General features: G+C 60.4%; 13 protein-coding genes. 3 read left to right on the top strand and 10 right to left on the bottom strand.

All coding sequences use genetic code 11. The features are described 5' to 3' along the window. Positions 1 to 53: 53 nt before the first annotated feature. Positions 54 to 1,394: an adenylate/guanylate cyclase domain-containing protein gene (locus tag PH547_RS14740; protein WP_199773648.1), complete on the bottom strand. Its 1,341-nt coding sequence runs from the start codon at positions 1,392 to 1,394 to the stop codon at positions 54 to 56. Positions 1,395 to 1,740: 346 nt separating this feature from the next. Continuing rightward, positions 1,741 to 2,946 (bottom strand): DUF3095 domain-containing protein, encoded by a 1,206-nt coding sequence (locus PH547_RS14735; RefSeq protein WP_285168687.1) that lies wholly within the window; start codon positions 2,944 to 2,946, stop codon positions 1,741 to 1,743. 134 nt (positions 2,947 to 3,080) lie between these two features. Here PH547_RS14735 and PH547_RS14730 point away from each other — a divergent pair, with 134 nt between their 5' ends. Beyond that, a complete protein-coding gene (locus PH547_RS14730) occupies positions 3,081 to 3,560 on the top strand; it encodes a class I SAM-dependent methyltransferase (RefSeq protein WP_285168686.1) in 480 nt (159 codons plus the stop codon). A 3-nt stretch (positions 3,561 to 3,563) separates the two neighbouring features. On the opposite strand, the gene PH547_RS14725 is transcribed toward PH547_RS14730, so the two are convergent. Then, positions 3,564 to 4,442 (bottom strand): FkbM family methyltransferase, encoded by an 879-nt coding sequence (locus tag PH547_RS14725; protein WP_285168685.1) that lies wholly within the window; start codon positions 4,440 to 4,442, stop codon positions 3,564 to 3,566. A 28-nt stretch (positions 4,443 to 4,470) separates the two neighbouring features. Next, entirely contained in the window at positions 4,471 to 6,195 is a 1,725-nt protein-coding gene (locus PH547_RS14720; RefSeq protein WP_285168684.1) for an adenylate/guanylate cyclase domain-containing protein, read from the bottom strand. A 190-nt stretch (positions 6,196 to 6,385) separates the two neighbouring features. Here PH547_RS14720 and PH547_RS14715 point away from each other — a divergent pair, with 190 nt between their 5' ends. After that, positions 6,386 to 7,489: a glycosyltransferase family 4 protein gene (locus PH547_RS14715; protein ID WP_285168683.1), complete on the top strand. Its 1,104-nt coding sequence runs from the start codon at positions 6,386 to 6,388 to the stop codon at positions 7,487 to 7,489. Beyond that, positions 7,479 to 8,243, top strand: a complete 765-nt coding sequence (locus PH547_RS14710; protein WP_260305055.1) for a polysaccharide deacetylase family protein — start codon at positions 7,479 to 7,481, stop codon at positions 8,241 to 8,243. The genes PH547_RS14715 and PH547_RS14710 overlap by 11 nt, the downstream gene beginning before the upstream one ends. Positions 8,244 to 8,282: 39 nt before the next feature. On the opposite strand, the gene PH547_RS14705 is transcribed toward PH547_RS14710, so the two are convergent. The 6 genes from PH547_RS14705 to PH547_RS14680 form a co-directional block, all read right to left on the bottom strand. Further along, a complete protein-coding gene (locus PH547_RS14705; protein WP_104826681.1) occupies positions 8,283 to 9,113 on the bottom strand; it encodes an MBL fold metallo-hydrolase in 831 nt (276 codons plus the stop codon). 304 nt (positions 9,114 to 9,417) lie between these two features. Then, on the bottom strand, positions 9,418 to 9,969 hold the full coding sequence (locus tag PH547_RS14700; protein WP_445945036.1) for a winged helix DNA-binding protein: 552 nt from the start codon (positions 9,967 to 9,969) through the stop codon (positions 9,418 to 9,420). Positions 9,970 to 10,049: 80 nt separating this feature from the next. Further along, positions 10,050 to 13,688, bottom strand: coding sequence for a hydantoinase B/oxoprolinase family protein (locus tag PH547_RS14695; protein WP_285168682.1), 3,639 nt, complete (start codon positions 13,686 to 13,688; stop codon positions 10,050 to 10,052). A gap of 111 nt (positions 13,689 to 13,799) precedes the next feature. Then, positions 13,800 to 14,516, bottom strand: coding sequence for an ABC transporter ATP-binding protein (locus PH547_RS14690; protein ID WP_285168681.1), 717 nt, complete (start codon positions 14,514 to 14,516; stop codon positions 13,800 to 13,802). After that, positions 14,497 to 15,261 (bottom strand): ABC transporter ATP-binding protein, encoded by a 765-nt coding sequence (locus tag PH547_RS14685; protein WP_283054120.1) that lies wholly within the window; start codon positions 15,259 to 15,261, stop codon positions 14,497 to 14,499. Before PH547_RS14685 ends, PH547_RS14690 begins: the two co-directional genes overlap by 20 nt. After that, a complete protein-coding gene (locus PH547_RS14680; protein ID WP_104826686.1) occupies positions 15,258 to 16,262 on the bottom strand; it encodes a branched-chain amino acid ABC transporter permease in 1,005 nt (334 codons plus the stop codon). Before PH547_RS14680 ends, PH547_RS14685 begins: the two co-directional genes overlap by 4 nt. Position 16,263: the final 1 nt, after the last annotated feature.

Here is a 16,263-nt window from a genome sequence, read left to right as displayed (position 1 = left end):
TGTCGCTTTTCCAGTGATCTATAGGAGGATGCTCAACTATGAGCTCCTGAATGTCACTGGATGAACTTCTCGACTTGCTGGCGGTTCTCGAACTTCTTGGCATCCCGGTGCAGCAGGATGACCTGTTCCGCCTCCGACAAGCCGTCGGCGGCCACATCATGAAAGACTTCCGTCGTCCCATTTGCATCGGCTATGGCTTTCGGATGTACGACCGTGAAGCGTTGGCGGACGCCGCGCAATCTCTCTTCGCCGAGCGTTACCCATTCGCCGCCGGTGTAGCCCGCAAAGGCCTGGCTTGCGACCACCTCCGTCGAATACTTCTTGGTCAGCGATTGCAGCCGCTGCACTTCATTGACGGCGGCGCCGAAGGCGGAGAAGGTCAGGCGATCCTTCAGCCCGACATTGCCGAACATGACATTGCCGACATGCAGACCGATGCCGTAGCGCACTTCGCTGAGGCCTCGCGTCTTGCGATCCTTGTTGAGGGCGGCAACACGGCCCTGCGCATGGAAAACGGCTGACAGTGCCGCCTCGCAGGCGACCTTGGAGGGGTCCTTGTGCCGCCCGCAGGGATAGACGGCAAGGAAACCGTCGCCAAGGAAACTCAAGATCTCCCCGCCGTTACGGTTGAACGGCGCAGCGATGGCGTCGAAGAATTCGTTCAGCGTATCGATATAGGCTTGGCGCCCTTCTTTCTCGGCATAGAGGGTCGATTGCCGCATGTCGCCCATGACGAGGGCGGCGCGGATCGTCTCGCCGTCGCCGCGGCGGATTTGCCCATTCAGCACGCGCTTGCCGGCGTCGCCGCCGAGGTAGGTGGTGAGCATATTGTTGGCGAGCTTGCCAAGCACCGCCATCTTGGCGGCCATGGCGAGATGGTTCTGCATGCGCATCAGCGCGCCGATCATCTCCTCACTGAAGCCGCTGATGCTGTCGGTCGACCAAGAGCCCATCATGCCCTGGGCGGAACCGGCGCCGAAGGTCTGCACAAAGGCGATATAGTCGGTGATCTTCTCCTTGCGCAGGTCCTCGAAGACGGGAAACTCCAGCGGCCCGTCGACATCGACGCGACGGCGCAGGTGCAGGAGATTGTTGGAGAGCAGATAATAATAGGGGCTCTGCACGAAGCGCTCCGGCTTGTCGTTCACATGCCGATAGCCTTCGATCGTCAGGCCACCGGCGCGGCGCCAGGTGAAGCCGAGGGCATCATAGAGCGGATGCAGCATCGAAAAGGTCAGATGCACGCGGGCGATCGGCAGGCCTGAAGCGGCGATGCGTTCGCAAAAGCCGCGAACGATGCTCTCAAGATTTTCGCCTGTCAGCGCCGACTGTGTCAGCCATTCGGCGACCTTGTCGAGAAAAATATCGGAAACACTCGAATGAACGGTCATCATCCCGTGGCCTATTCCTTGCAATCCCAAATGCTCCGACCCGGCAACGCGCCATCTACCAAATGATATGGGCGCGGCGTTGAGGTCGTGTCCAAGCATTTTGGCACGGGTCGAATGAGCGAACCATGCAACAGACGACGGCACATTTTCCCAGAAGGTTTGAATTTTGCCGGCGCCGTGAAAAATTTGCTGCGCCTTCTACGCGTCCTGGTGGACACATGGCACAACAAAAAAGGGCCGCCAGAACTGCCGGCTCTCGTTTTGTTCTTGTTTAGATAAGCCTCTCATGCCGCTGAAACAATGGCCAAAAACGATGCGGCTAAAGAAAATTTTCCCATAGAGAAAAACCTCATGGTGTGCCGGGCGAGGCCAGCGGTGCATCCAACGCCGGAGAAACGGCGGCACGCAACTTTTCCCGCAATGCCATAGCCGCCATCGCATAGCCGCCGCTGGCCCCGTCGATGAAATGCATGTGATCGCGCATCAGCGGCGTCGGCACGAAACAGGTCATCAGTGCGCTTTGCTGCCGATGCAGGCCGTAGCGGCAGACGCCTGCGGCTTCGGCCTCGCGCAACCGAGCTTCAATCCGGGAAAGATGCGCGGCGTCCACGTCGATGGTCATCTTCAGGCCATCGTCGAATTTGCGAAAATCGGAATTTGCGGCAAGGTCACGCCGGTAGATCTTGGCATCGAAGGTTGCCGCGCGAATGCCGAACTTGTCGAGGATATAGATGACAACGATCTGGGCGGCGATCGAAAGTTTCCGCAGCCAGCGATTGGCGACCGACGCCGTTGCGCGGGCCTCGATATCGGCGCCTTCGAAGGCAAGTGCCGGTGTCGGCCCTTCGACCGGCACGGGATGGCCGCCGCGGTTCTGCTCCATGGAAATGGCGATGATATCGGCAACGAGGCGTTGGAACTCGGGGCCGTTGCCGGCAGCATCGGGAACGGCGATGATCGAGACGATCTCGCCATTATGCGCGTCGATCGGATTCCATCGGCAGGAGAGACCGGTCAGATCCGGCCGCGTCTCCTGTGGCGCTGCTTCGACCGCAAAGCGTCCCGCCTTCATCTGCTTTTCCGCCCAGCTCGCGCCGCCGCCGGAAAACATGGCATAGGAGACGAAGTCACTGGGGCTGAAGCGGGCGACCCGCACATCCAGCCCCTCGGCGCGAACGTCCGCCATCGGCACCAGCGCGGTACGCAGGCTGAGCTCCAACTCCTCCGTGACCCATGTCCGCACCGCGGCCAGTGCCTGCCGCACACGATCCTCACCGGAGGGAGGAATGGCCACCAGAGCGCCGTCGCCGCCAAAGACAAAGGGATAGTCGCCATTGTCCAGCGCGTTGAGCACGGCTGAAATCACGCTGGCGCCAGCCATGTTGACGGATTTGTAGTGGCCCGATGCGATCGCCTTGGTCGAGCTGACGATATCGGCCACCGCCAGGAGCCAGTCCTCGGGAAGCGGCTGATAATTATTGCTGTCGGTGACGCCTTCGAAATCGGTGAAAACCGACAAAGTACGGAAGAAATCGTCGTTCGATAGATCGGCCATGACATCCCCCTTAACCGCGCGACGCATATCCCTACAACAACTGCATCGAAAAACCAGCAGGCGGTCGACGCGGTATCATTCGCCATGCTACTCCGGCTGCGGGAGAGACACCACGACGCCAAGGACGTATACGAATGAGCCGCCTGGATAGTTTCATCCGCCGCCTGACCGCACAGCGAGATATTCTCAATGCCGTTGTCGATGAGGTCAAAGCGCTCGACGGCCCCGTATTGGAGCTTGGGCTCGGCAACGGCCGCACCTTCGATCATCTGCGCGAGCTTTTTCCGGATCGCCGCGTCGTCGCCTTCGATCGGGCTGCCCATGCCTACGGCTCGTCAATGCCGGAGGACGGCAATCTCGTGCTCGGCGAAATCAAGGACACCGCCAGAGATTTCATCGGTGTCGGCGCATCGCTCGCCCATGCCGATATCGGCACAGGTTACGAGGACAAGGACGCGGTGACACTGACTTGGCTGCCCGAAATCATGGCCGGTGTTCTCGCATCGCATGGTCTCGCTGTCAGCGGCCTGCCGCTCGATCATCCCGATCTCGAAGCACTGTCCTTGCCGTCAGGTGTGAAAGAGGGGCGCTATTTCATCTATCGCCGCAGATAGCCGTCAGCGCAGGAACAACACGTCGAACTGGTCGCCTTCGACCGGCAGGTCGGTAACCTTCATCGCCACGCTGCGGTCCTCGAAAAAGACGAGGCATTCGGCGTAATAGCCGGCGAGATCGGCGACGAAGGTGATCGCCTGATCCCGGCCGTAAAAGGTGGGCGTAAACTCCATATAGAGCGGCACTTTGCGGGCCATCAACGCCTGCATCGACCTGACGGCAACGGGCTCGTAACCCTCGATATCCATCCAGATCAGCCCGATATCGGCGGCCTCGATGCCGATATCGGCAAGAATATCGGCGACGGGACGGACGGGTACGGAGATCTTTTCGTCACTTGCGCTCTGGCGAAAGACGCTGCTTTTGCCGTGGTTCTTATGGTTCAGGTAGAAATCGAGCTGTCCTTCGCGATCGCCAGCGGCGCAATTGAACGCCGTGACCATATCCTGCATGCCGTTATCGGCGATATTGACGGACAGAAGCCGAAAATTACGCGGGTCCGGCTCGATGGTAACGATATGGCGATACGCGCCGCTTAGGGCGAAGTAGCTGGTCTGAGTACCGATATTGCCCCCGAGTTCGAGTAGCACCGTGCCCTTTCTCAGCAGACCGCTCTCGCGCAGAATCGTCAGCAACCGGTCGACATGATCGCGCTCGAAATGGCCTTTGCGAAACACTTTACGGCCGATGTAGTCAGCGGGCGAGAAGGTTAGAACATGATCACCGCAATCGACCGTCATCGTCTTCACGCGCGGGCCGATGGCGCTGATCAAGATCTCACGGCCGAGACGTGTATCGAATAAGCGTGTGGCGATGCGATCCCTGATCTTGCGAAGGGTTCGTCTCCAGTACTTGGCGGTCAAAATCTTACGGTCGGACATGGTGGCCATCCCTACACGCCCGAACGGCCTATGCAAAGCGACCGCTCTCCTCCTTCGGAACGATATAGACGCGCAAAGGCTCGCCGCGGCCGCGAACGGCGATCTCCCGGCTTTCGATGCCGGCGATATCGATGCCGGAAAGGGTCGCCACCGGCTCGGAGAAGACCAGGGCGCGGCTAAATTCTTTGGCGACGCTTTCCAGGCGGCTCGCCACATTCACGGTGTCGCCGATCGCCGTCACGTTCTTGACGTTGCCATAGCCCATCGAACCGACCACGGCCAAGCCAGTATGAAGACCGACGACGACTTCGAGGGGGACCGATAGCTCGTCTGCCAGCTCCTCGCCGAGTTTGCCGATCTCCCTGATGATCTCGGCGGCTGCTTTGAGCGCCTGCCGGTTGGCTTCCTGCGGCGTGGTGCGCAGGCCGAACAGGGCCATGGCGCCGTCGCCGATAAACTTGTCCATCCGGCCGCCATTAACTTCGATGATACGCCCGACGATCGCGAAATAGCGGTTGAGCAGGAAGACGATATCGAAGGGCAGGCGCGATTCGGTCAGTGTCGTGAAATGCCGCAGATCGCAGAAAAAGACGACGATCTCACGCTCGCGGCCGGGGCTTGCCGTCTGGCTGTAGACGGGAATGTTAGATTCCGCCATCGGCGTCAGAAGGGGCAGGACGCTGACGTTTCCTGTCGGACGTAACTGGCAGGCGAGGCGGACGTCCGGCGTGGCGCCGATGCGGTTCAGCGTCTTCTGTTCCAGCGCTTCGGGCGGCGGCAGATTATCCGCGCCCTCGATGATCTGGACGCGGCAGGTGGAACACTGGCCCTTGCCGCCGCAGACGGAATAATGCGGGATGCCGCCGAGGCGGCTTGCTTCGAGCACGGTGAAGCCGCGGGGCGCATACACGACTTCGCCGCCGGCATAGCGTACCGCGAACTGATGCTGCCGTTCGCGCAGCTTGCGATGAGTGCGGAAAGCAAAAAGGCTGATGATCGATGCGCTGAAGGCGCCGTAGAAACCCACGCGATAGGGCCATATGGCGCTGACCATCCGCCTGCCGGGTATGGACCCGGCTTCGCCATAGCTGCGCATGTCGCTGTAATAACCGCCCCGAAAACCGCGTTCGTCATTCTGCGCCGCCTCATGCGACACTGTTCGGCCCATGGCGGCGAAACCGAGCAAAGCGAGAACGGGCAGGACGATGGCGAAAGACAGCATGAGGGGTGCGATAGCCGTATACCAGGAGCGGTATCGCAGCCAGAAATGGATACCGATACAGCCATGGATCCAGACGACCACCAGCACGACCGCCTGGCGCACGCCGTTTGCCGGCGATGTGATCCAGAGACTGTGGACGATAGCGCGGTAATTGTCCTGATAGCCGTAGATATCATGCAGGATGCGCGTACCGATGATGTGGTCGATCAAAAGAACCGGAACCAGCAAACCGGTGACGATCTGGAAGGCCTCACCGGCCGGCATGACCAGAGTGCGGCGCTTGTAAAGCATGCGCAGGACGAGCAGGATATGAACGATCAGCGCGCCGTAGAGAAGAACGGTGCCCACCGGATTGCGCCAGACGGCCATGAACCAGTGCTGCGCGTGATCGGCGACGCTCAGCGAAATCAATCCGAGCGAATGATTGGCCAGATGCATGATCACGAAGACGAAAATGATCAAACCGGAGCCGAGGCGGAACTTTCGCGCAAGACGATCGGAGATGATGGGTTTTCTCGCCTCGGTGGTCATCAAATCCAGATCATATTGCCCGTTCACAAAAGAACGGAAAGCGGTTATCGCCTAAATCATCTAGCTCCAATGCCGCATGCTGTCGAGGATGCGGCTTTTGAAGCGGGAGCCTTATTGTCAAGCAACCTGTCGGAATTCGGGCAATTTCCGGGCCAAACTATCACGTTTTTGTCAACTATTCGCTTGTGCCATGAAGATCGCCTTCTATGCTCCATTGAAATCGCCCAATCATCCGGTGCCGTCGGGTGATCGGCTGATGGCGCGCCTGATCATCGCGGCCCTGGAGATGGCAGGACATAAGGTCGAGATCGCTTCCGAGTTGCGCAGTTTCAGGCCGACGCCGGGGGACGCATCGTCTGCCGAGATCGCCCGGAAAGCGGCGGAAGAAACAGATAGATTGCTGGAGAAATGGCGGGCAGAGCCGCGGCCGGATTTATGGTTTACCTACCATCCCTACTACAAGACGCCCGACCTGATCGGCCCGCCGGTTACGGCGTCGCTCGGCATTCCCTACGTCACGGCCGAAGCATCCTATAGCAGGCGGCATGATGACGGCGGCTGGGGCGAAAACCAGCGCCTGATTGCCGAAGCAGTTCGGCAGGCTGCCGTCAATCTGTGTTTTACCGAGCGTGACCGGATCGGCCTTTTGGACGCCGTTCCCGAGGGGCGCTATGAGCGCTTCCTGCCGTTCATCGATACGGCGCACTTTGGGCCGCCGGCCAATGAAGCCGCTCCGCACCGGCTGATAACCGTCGCGATGATGCGGCGCGGCGATAAGTTCGACAGCTATGTGATGCTCGCACAGGCGCTGGAACTGATCCGGGATCGCGAGTGGACGCTGACGGTCATTGGCGACGGTCCGATGCGAGGGGAGGTGCGGACGCTGTTCTCCGCCTTCGATGCCGGCCGCATCATCTGGCTCGGAGAGCGTTCGACGCCCGAGATCGTCACCGAGTTGCGGGCAGGGGGCATCTATGTCTGGCCGGGCTGCGGCGAGGCCTACGGCCTTGCCTATCTCGAGGCACAGGCCGCCAGCCTGCCCGTCGTGGCGCAGGCAACCGCCGGCGTGCCGGAAGTGGTGATGGATGGTGTCACCGGGTTTCTGACACCCGATGCCGATTCGCGAGCCTATGCCGACGCGATTGCGCGTTTGCTGGACGACGACCGGAAGCGGCGGGCGATGGGCAAGGCGGCCCACCGCCTTGTTCATGACGAGCGGTCGTTGAGCGCCGCTTCGAAACGACTTGAAGCCATCCTGCGAAAGCATTTGGGAGATTCCTACTATGAGCAATAGAGCCGCATGGCAGCCCCTGCGCAATGAATTGCAGCGCTGGGCCGATGCCGGACGAAGGGCGAAACTATGGTTTCGCGACGACGACGCCGTCGAGCCAACCGAGGCGCTCGACCGTCTATTGGCGCTTTCGGATCGCCATTCCGTACCCGTCACTCTGGCGGTAATCCCCGCCCATACCAGCGAGCCGCTGGCGACGCGACTGGCAAGCCAGAAAGATTTGACGGTGACCGTGCATGGCTGGACGCATCACAATTATGCGCCGGACGAGGCGAAGAAGCAGGAACTCGGCCCGCATCGCCCGCACGCGATCATCCTCGATGAACTCCGCCAGGGCTTTGACAAGCTGAAGGTGCTCTACCCCCAGCAATTCGCGCCGATGCTGGTGCCGCCGTGGAACCGGATCGACAAGGCGCTGCTGCCCGGGTTGGCCGCTTTCGGATATCGTGCTGTTTCCGTCTACGGATTGGCAAAGCCGGATCAGCCAATCGCGTTGATCAATACCCATGTCGATATCATGGATTGGCACGGGACCCATGGCGGCTGGCCGCATGCCGAGCTGGTTGGCTATCTCGTGCGGGAACTGCAAAACCGCTTCGACGGCAATAGCGAGCCGATCGGCATCCTCACCCATCACCTCGTCCATGACGCCTTGGCGTGGGATTTCATTGCAACGCTGTTCGAAGAGACGGCTGCACACGCGGCCATCGACTGGCGCCACGTCGGCGACTTCATGGGTCAGCAGCAGCACGCATAATCTTACCCCAAAACCGTTTCTCAGTTTGGGACTGTTGCATTAAAGCTCGAGCAACTGACCGTCAAAGGCGGCAAAGGAGCCTGGGAAGCTCGCTCGCGCATCCCGCTGCATGTCGTCCAGTTCCTTGTCCGTGCGTGCCGGCGCATGGTGGAAGAGCGCGAGACGCTTTGCGCCCGCTTTTTTCGCCAGCTTGACGCCTTCCTTCCAGGTGGAATGTCCGAAGCCTATATGCTTTGCCATCTCGGGCTCGGTGTAGGTCGTGTCGTAGACGGCGAGGTCGGCATCCATCATCAGCGAAAGGACTGCTTCATCCGTCTGGCCGGCCATGTGCTCGGTATCGTAGACCAGCGCTATGACCCGGCCCGCCCATTCGACGCGGTAGCCGATGCAGCCGCCTGGATGATTGAGTTTGGCGGTATGGATGACGATGCCCGGATGCGGCTTCAGCGTGTCACCGGCCGCGAAATCGCGAAAGTTCATCGTTGCCCGGCAGATATCGGGCTCCACCGGAAACCAAGGCGGCCGCATGAACTGGCCGATCAATTGTCGCGTCGTCGTCTTGCCGGCGAGATGACCCGTCCAGAGATCGACGCTGACCTTCGGATCATAGATCGGGTTGAAGAAAGGCAGACCTATGATGTGATCGTAGTGCGAGTGCGTGAAGAAGACATCGACGTCGCGGACACCTTGCTTGGCAAGTGACAGTGCAGCCTCGCGTGCGCCGGTTCCGGCGTCGAAAATAATGTGCCTGCCGTCATGCCGCAATTCGATGCAGGATGTATTCCCGCCGTAACGCTCGAATTCCGGTCCCGATACGGGGACACTTCCTCGCACACCCCAGAATTTAAGCTCGAAACTATCGTTTTTCATAGAAGTTTTGACACCATTCCCCTTTCCGTCAACGTAAGCACACTTTTCCTATCGTGCGAAGCCAGCAATTTTCGCAAAAGTCAGACTCTCGTGAAAACTAAATCCCGCCGTTTCATCGACGCAAAATGCTTCGGCCAGTGTTCAGCAACGGATCGCACAGAGCTAATATAGGTATGATGCGACAAAAAAAGGATGAAGCCTCGAACAACAAGTGATGAGGTGTTGGCGAGACAGCAGAAAGTCACACCTGCAATGGATGTCGTTGGATTGTTGTCGGTATGCCTTCAGGTCCCAGTCGGCAAGCTCAGAGGGTTGCCGCCGACCTTGCTGCCTGTTCGTAATAGCCCGACAGAGCTCTCAAATGTGATGCCATGTCGGAAAGATCGTCCTGAGAGAGGCCGGAAACCTTGGTCGCTTCGACCAGCAGCCGTTCGCGGATTTCGGAATAGCGCGTCAGTGCCTCCAGGCCCTTATCAGTTACCTGGATCATCTTTTCCTTACCCGCCTTGCCCGTCTTGACGAGACCGGCGGCCTCCAGCTTCTTCACGGCGTAATTGGCGACATGGGTGTCTTCGATGTCGAGCACGAGGCACAGATCGGACAACGTCTTCGGCCGCCCGCGGTGCCGCACCGAATGAATGATCAGAATTTCAATCGGGGAAAGGCTGGGCACGCCGGCAGCCGCCATGCAGCGCACCATCCAGCGGTTAAACGCGTGCGAAAAGAGGATCAATCCATACTCCAGCTCGGAGAGGGCCGGAGAACTGCCAACCGCCAAATGAGCGGATGACACGATCAATTCGCGGGAAGATTTCCGTTCCTTCGACTTGCCCAAAGAGCTCTCACATATCCGGATTGAAGTGCGTCAGGCAGACTATGTGACAAAGGCATTTTGTCAACAAATTATCGATAAGATTCAATTGTTGGCAATCGTCTTTATGCCCCCGGTTTGCCGTAACCGCCGCCGGTCGGTGTGACGACGGTGAAAGCTTCGCCGACGTCCAGCACCGTATGGGCGGCGCCTATCAACTCCTCGATCACACCATCGTTGCGCCGGACATAATTGCGGCCGGTCTGGCCCGGTTCGCCACCCTTGACGCCGAACGGCGCGACGCGGCGATGGCCGGAGAGTATCGCAAATTCCAGCTTCTCGCGGGTGCGGATGGTCCGTTGCGTTCCGTTGCCGGCGTTCCACTTGCCGCGTCCGCCGGAGTTCGGGCGAATGTGGAAATCCTCCAGCACGACGGGGAAGCGGGTCTCGAGAATTTCCGGATCGGTCAGGCGTGAATTGGTCATGTGCGTATGCACCGCATCGGCACCGTTGAAGCCCGGACCGGCCGGCGCGCCGGAGCAGATCGTCTCGTAATATTGATAGGCATTATTGCCGAAGGTGAGGTTGTTCATCGTCCCCTGTGCCGCGGCAAGCGTGCCGACGGCACCGAACAGGCAGTTGGTGACGGCCTGGCTGACCTCGACATTGCCGGCAACGACGGCAGCCGGATATTTCGGCGTCAGCATCGTACCGTCGGGGATGATGATCCGGACCGGCCTCAGGCAACCGGCGTTCATCGGGATGTCGGCTTCGACCAACACACGGAAGACATAGAGCACGGCAGCGCGGGTCACCGGCTGCGGCGCATTGAAATTGTCGGCGCGTTGCTCCGAGGTGCCGGTGAAATCCACCGTCGCCTCACGCTTGTCCCTGTCGATCGAAATCTTGACGACGATCTTGCAGCCCTGATCCATCTCATAACTGAACTCGCCATCCGGCAGGCGATCGAGAACGCGACGCACGCTTTCGGCCGCATTGTCCTGGACATGGCCCATATAGGCATCGACCACCTCTTCGCCGAAGTGGACGATCATCTTTTTCAGCTCGGCGACACCCTTCTCATTGGCGGCGACCTGCGCCTTCAGGTCGTTGATGTTCTGCGCCAGCGTGCGCACCGGATAGCGGGCTCCGGTCAAAAGCTTCGCCAGCTCGTTTTCGCAGAAGCGGCCGCGATCGAGGAGCTTGAAATTGTCGATATAGACGCCTTCCTCTTCGATATGGGTGGCAAGGGGCGACATGGACCCGGGTGAGATGCCGCCGATATCGGCGTGATGGCCGCGGCTGGCGACCCAGAAACGAATCTCCTTACCGGCATCGTCGAAGACGGGCGTGCAGACAGTCAGGTCCGGCAGGTGGGTGCCGCCATTATAGGGCGCATTGATCAGGAAGACGTCGCCGGGATGAATGACCGGGTTTTCGCGGATGGCAGTCGCGACGGAGGCGTCCATGGAGCCGAGATGTACCGGCATGTGTGGTGCATTGGCAACGAGATTGCCCTCGGCATCGAAGACGGCACAGGAGAAGTCCAGCCGCTCCTTGATATTGACGGAATAAGCAGTGTTCTGCAGCGTCACGCCCATCTGCTCGGCGATGGACATGAAGAGATTGTTGAAGATCTCCAGCATCACCGGATCAGCCTTCGTGCCGATAGCCGTGCGTTGCGGCAAGGCCTTGATGCGGGTCAGAATGATGTGATCCTTCGCAGTCAACATCGCCTGCCAACCATCCTCGATGACAATGGTTTGGTTCGGCTCGATGATGATGGCCGGTCCGGTCACCGTCTGCCCGGGCAGGATCGCCTCGCGCAGTACGACGGCCGCGTCATGGCTTTCGCCCTGGGAATGGAAGGATGTGCGGCGAGTGGCATCGGCTTCGCCTTGACCTGCCTCTGTCCGCTCGGCGTCGACTTCGGCGGCTGCACCTCCGATCGTCTCGACTTCGACCGCCTCGATCACCAGCGGCTTATCCTCGGCGACGAAACCGAAGCGGCGCTTGTGCAGCACTTCGAATTCGCTGCGCAGTCGCGCAGAATTGTCGATCTCGGGGAAGGTGACCTCGACGGCCAGCATCGTATCCGTACCGGCATAGCGAATATGAGCGCGCTCGACGGTGCGGATATCGCCTGTGGCGACGCCCTGCGCCTGTAGCTCCGGCACGCATTCGCCCTGCAATTCTTTGCCCAATGCGGCGATGGCGGCCGGCGCGGTATCGTCAAGCGGCACGCCAAGCGCCTTCTGTCGCGTAGCCCTGATATCGGCAAGACCCATGCCATAGGCCGAGAGCAGGCCGGACATTGGATGCAGCAGAATGCTTTTCATGCCAAGCGCGTCGGCAACCAGGCAGGCATGTTGCCCGCCGGCGCCGCCGAAGCAGTTGAGGGCGTAGCGTGTCACGTCATAGCCGCGCTGCACCGAAATCTTCTTGATCGCCTCGACCATGTTGGCAACGGCGATGCGGATGAAGCCGTCAGCCACTTCTTCCGGGCTGCGGCCATCGCCGATCTCGGCGGCCAGTTCGGCGAACTTGCCGCGCACCGTTTCGACATCCAGGGGCTGGTCCTGGTTCGGCCCGAAGATCGCCGGGAAGAATTCCGGCAGCAGCTTACCGGTCATGACATTGGCATCGGTCACGGCCAAGGAGCCGCCATTGCGATAACAGGCGGGGCCGGGAAAAGCGCCGGCAGAATCCGGGCCGACGCGGAAACGGTCGCCATCAAAATGCAGGATCGAGCCGCCGCCGGCCGCCACCGTATGGATCAGCATCATCGGCGCGCGGACGCGGACACCGGCAACTTCCGTCTCGAAAGCGCGCTCATACTCGCCGTCGAAATGCGCTACATCCGTCGACGTGCCGCCCATATCGAAGCCGATGACATTGGCGAACCCGGCCTGCTCGCCGGTCTTGGCAAGACCGACCACACCGCCGGCCGGGCCTGAGAGGATGGCGTCCTTGCCCTGAAACATGTCGGCAGCGGTCAATCCGCCGGACGACATCATGAACATGACGCGCGCGCCCGTGCGAGCAATATCAAGCTCTTCCGAGACTTGGCTAATGTAACGACCGAGCACCGGCGAGAGATAGGCATCCACCACGGTCGTATCACCACGACCGACCAGCTTGATTAGCGGCGAGACCTCATGGCTGACCGAGACCTGCTCGAAGCCGAGACGCCTTGCGATCCTGGCAACGGCTGCCTCATGCGCCGGGAATTTATAGGCATGCATGAAGACGATGGCGATGGCGCGATAGCCTTTGGCGCGCAGATCGCGCAACGCCGCTTCCGCTGCCTGCTCGTTGAGGGCGAGCTCCACCGTGCCATCGGCAAGCACGCGCTCCTCGATCTCCACCACATCATCGTAGAGCGCTTCGGGCTTGATGATTTCGGTTGCGAAGATCTTCTTGCGCTCCTGATAGCCGATGCGCAGCGCGTCACGGAACCCCCGCGTCGTCACGAGCGCCAGACGCTCGCCCTTGCGCTCCAGAAGCGCATTGGTGGCAACCGTCGTGCCCATGCGCACCTCGCCGATCAAGCCGGCGGGGATCGGCTCGCCATTCGTCAGGCCGAGATGTAGACGGATGCCGTACACGGCGGCGTCGCGATAAGCCTCCGGATTTTCCGAAAGGACCTTCCGCGCGTGCAGTTCTCCCGCGGGATCGCGTCCGACGATATCGGTAAAAGTGCCACCGCGATCAATCCAGAAATCCCAATGACCCGCTACGCTGCCCGACAAGACCGCCTCCATCAAAACCGCCCGAATTTCGATTATAAAATATCGATAAATCGTCGATGTTTTATCGTCAACGATGAATCCGACTCAAGGCTGATTTGCTGGCGGCAATACCAGGGGGATTGTTTAGTGCAGGCCACCAACGCCAAGCAGGCGTTCAACGGCACTATGATCCTGGGAAAGGGCCTCCGGCGTTCCCTGCCAGGCTAGCCGTCCGCGCTCAAGGATGATCACCTGATCGGCGAAATCGAGTGCGCTCTGAATGCGCTGTTCGACCAGCAGGATGGTCATGTCGCCGGTCTTGGCGAGATTGGCGAAGGCGGCCATCAGTTCTTCGCAGATCACGGGCGCCAAACCCTCCAGTGGTTCGTCGAGGAGGAGCACGGAGGGGCGGCCAAGGATAGTCCGTGCCGTCGCCAACATCTGCTGTTCTCCGCCGGAGAGCTGGTTGCCGAGATTTCTGCGGCGTTCCTTGAGGCGTGGGAACATGTCGTAGGCTTCCTGCAAGGCGGTCTTCGGGCGACCCTTCAAACCGACAGAGAGGTTTTCCTCGACCGTCAGCGTCGGGAAGATGTCGCGCGTCTGTGGCACATAGCCGAGACCGTGATGCGCTCGTTTGGCACTCGGAAGGCCAGTCACGTCGGCCGCCCCCATCCGGATGCGGCCGTCATAGCGGCGCGTCTGGCCGGCGAGTGTTGCAAGCAGTGTCGTCTTGCCCATGCCGTTGCGGCCTAGCACGGCAAGCCGCGCACCGGCGGGAACGGAAAAGGAAACACCTTCGAGCACCCGCGTCGGCCCATAGCCGGCGCACAGATTTTCCACTTCAAGCGGCGTGGCCGGCATTGGCGTAGCTCCCCAGATAGGCCTCGCGTACCCGCGCATCCCTGGTGACGTCGGCGGGCGAGCCGTCGAAAATGATGGTGCCGGCGGCCAGGACCACAACACGTCTGGCGAAGCGGAAGACCAGATCCATGTCGTGCTCGATCATCAGCACGGCGAGATCGCCGGGCAGATCGGCCAGCGCCTGCTCGATGCGGCCGGTATCGCTCTGCGGGACCCCGGCGGCGGGCTCGTCGAGTAGCAGTACTTTCGGCTTCAACGCCATGGCAACGGCGATCTCCAAAAGCCGCTGCTGGCCATAGGCGATCTCCCTGGCCTTGCGATGCATGAGATCGCCGAGGCCCAACGTGCCGAGCAGATCGCTGGTCTCCGTCATAACGTCGCGCATGGCCAGGAAATTGCCGAACATACGGCCGGAGCGGCCGGAGCGCTGCAAAATGGCAAGACCGACATGCTCGGCCGGCGTCATGTCCTGAAAAAGCCGCGTTACCTGGAACGAGCGCACCAGTCCGCGCCGGACGCGGCCGATGGCGTCGACCTTTGTCACTGTCTCGCCGCCAAGACGGACGGCACCAGAATCTGGCCGCAGATTGCCGGTGACCAGATTGACGAAAGTGGTCTTGCCGGCACCGTTCGGTCCGATCAGCGCCACACGATCGCCCGGCGCCATCGACAGGCTGACATCGTTGGTCACAGTCAGTCCACCGAAAGCCTTGTTCAGATGATCAACCTCGAAAATCGCGCTCATGAACGCGCCTCCCGGCTGCGTGCGAGATAGGCTGCGGCCGTGCCATAGATGCCCTTCGGTGCAAACAGCACGACGACGATCAGCAGCAGGCCGACTATGGTCAGCCAATGGAAGGGATTGGCGGCCGAGACATAATCTTCGAACAGCATGAAGATCAGCGTGCCGGCGAGCGCCCCGAACAGGGAACCGGTGCCGCCGAGCACAAGCATGACCAGCGCCTCGGCCGATTGTGTGAAGGAGAGGCTGTCGAGGCCGACAACCTGAGTGGAGATTGCGTTCAGCGCGCCACCGACGCCGGCGACAGCGCCCGAGATGACATACATCTTGATCAGCACCATCTTTGGCGAGGCGCCCATGGCGCGGATACGCAAGGGGTCTTCCTTGATACCGCGGCAGAGCATGCCGAAGGGTGAGCGTACGATAAAGCGCAGCAGGATCAATATGATCGATAAAAGTGCTACAGCATAGATATAAGCCGTATGCCCATAGAGATCGAATTCGAACAGACCGAACAGAGGATCGGCGGAGATGCCGGAAAGTCCATCGCTGCCACCAGTCCAATCCGAGGCCTTATTGGCGAATTCGTGGAAGAGATAGATCAGCGCGATTGACAGCACGAGTTGCGGCAAGCCCTGTGCTCTGAGGATGACGATGCCACAGATCAATCCGGCGACTGCACCGCCGACGATGCCGGCAAGCGTCATGACCAGGGGATCGTTGATGCCGTAATGCGCCGATGCGATACCTGCGGCATAGGCGCCGGCCCCGAACAGGGCCGCATGACCGAGCGTCGCCACGCCACAATAACCGGTCACCAGATCAAGCGACAAAACCAGCAGGGCGATGGCAATCAACCGCGTCAGAAGTGCGAGATTGTCGGGAAACAACAGATAACCGGCTGCTGCCAACACGAGGATGATCGCTATGGCGACGGCATCGCGACTAAGTGCCCGGCGTTTGCTGGCGGCAGCGATGGCCGCGCTATCCATGGTCAGTGCCATA

Origin of the sequence: Rhizobium cerradonense, assembly GCF_030182455.1 — a bacterium.
Lineage (GTDB): Bacteria > Pseudomonadota > Alphaproteobacteria > Rhizobiales > Rhizobiaceae > Rhizobium.
This window is presented reverse-complemented; position numbering and strand designations above follow the sequence as displayed.